The organism is Paenibacillus sp. J5C2022, from assembly GCF_025567625.1.
Lineage (GTDB): Bacteria > Bacillota > Bacilli > Paenibacillales > Paenibacillaceae > Pristimantibacillus.
Genome location: NZ_JAOQJC010000104.1, coordinates 1 through 1,531, shown reverse-complemented (window position 1 = coordinate 1,531; position 1,531 = coordinate 1). Strand labels below are relative to the sequence as shown.

Below are 1,531 nucleotides of genomic sequence, written 5' to 3'. Positions count from 1 at the left end.
TTTTTTTAGATGCATGTAAGGAATTCAGCCCCTTTATGTAGAATTAGTATAAATAAACGACGAATGGATTGGAGGAGAGAGAAAATGAATCTCACGCAGGAACAAGTGTTGACCATTTGTAAGGGAGACAAAGAAATAGCCTCCGTTGTTCAGCTTCTCCTCGATCAACAGTCTGCACGTATCCAACAATTGGAGAAACGTGTCCATGAATTGGAACGTCAACTCGGAAAAAATAGCAAAAACAGCAGTAAACCACCTTCCAGCGATGGATTGCGTAAGCCTACTAATCTGCGTACACCAGGTGGTAAAAAAGGAGCGCCCAAGGAACATCCCGGCACAACCCTGTGCCAAGTGGGGAACCCCGATGAAATCGTCATCCATCCGCTTTCGTCTTGTCCGGACTGCTTGGAATCACTGGGTCAAGTCGAAGCCTATGAGAAACGTCAGGTATTCGATGTACCGCCTCCGCGACTGCTCGTGACCGAGCATCGCGCTGAGAAAAAATATTGCCCAAGATGCCGCTGCACGAAGCAAGCCTCTTTTCCCATGGAGGTTCAAGCTCCCGTGCAGTATGGCAACAGCATGGCTGCATGGACCGTCTATTTGCATGCCTTTCAGATGTTGCCGCTGGATCGCATCGCTCAGTTATTTGCGGACCTGACGACTCATCGTCCAAGCGAAGGTAGTTTGCTTTCTTTCTTGAAAAAGTCATACGATGCGCTGGAGCCTGTCGAGCAAGCTTTGGAATCACAATTGCTTGCCCAAGATAAGGTTCATGCCGATGAAACAGGATGTCGGGTGAACGGCAAAACAAAGTGGATGCACGTGATCTCCGACGAAAGGTACACCTTGCTTCGTTTTCATGCCAAGCGTGGCAGTGAAGCTATGGACGAAATGGGCTTCTTACCTCGCTATACCGGAACAGTCGTCCATGATTGCATGCAGAGTTACTTTAAAGAGCGATATGCCTTTGATCACGCCCTGTGTAATGTGCATCTGCTTCGGGAATGCAAAGGGATTGCGGAGCATGATCGCCATAAGTGGGCTCAGCAAATGAGTGACTTGCTCAAAGAAAGCTGGAAGTTGGTACTCGTCTCACGCCAATCGCAAACGCTTTTGACATCAGAAGTGATCCAAGAGCTTCAAGAACGATACGATGCCATTCTGGAAGCTGGTGCACTAGAATGGGCCCAAGATCCCGTGAGAGTTAAAACGGGAACACAAGGGAGAAAGATCAAAAGCAAAGCAGGCAATTTGGGTGGACGACTATCGCTGCATAAAGAGGCGATTTTGTCGTTTCTTTGGCGACCACATATTCCGTTTGACAACAACCAGGCAGAACGGGACTTGCGAATGGTCAAAGTCAAACAGAAGGTCTCGGGAGCATTTCGTACAGAAGACGGAGCACGTATTTTCGCCAGATTACGTAGCGTCATATCCACTATGATTAAGCACGGCCATCCAATCCTCTCCTCGCTTTCCGATACCTTTCGCGGTAAATCAATTTTCCTGGGTACCTAAGTAGTAACGA

Annotated in this window: 1 protein-coding gene; it reads left to right on the top strand. The window is 48.1% G+C overall.

Translation table 11 applies throughout. The features are described 5' to 3' along the window. The first annotated feature begins 84 nt into the window (after nucleotides 1-84). The gene (gene tnpC, locus M6D81_RS31455) at nucleotides 85-1,521 is read left to right on the top strand and encodes an IS66 family transposase (RefSeq protein ID WP_262681609.1); all 1,437 of its coding nucleotides are present in this window, start codon (nucleotides 85-87) and stop codon (nucleotides 1,519-1,521) included. The last annotated feature ends 10 nt before the right edge of the window (nucleotides 1,522-1,531 follow it).

Coding starts and splice junctions, on each gene's coding strand:
- tnpC (WP_262681609.1), top strand. CDS start 85: ATGAATCTCACGCAGGAACAAGTGTTGACCATTTGTAAGGGAGACAAA.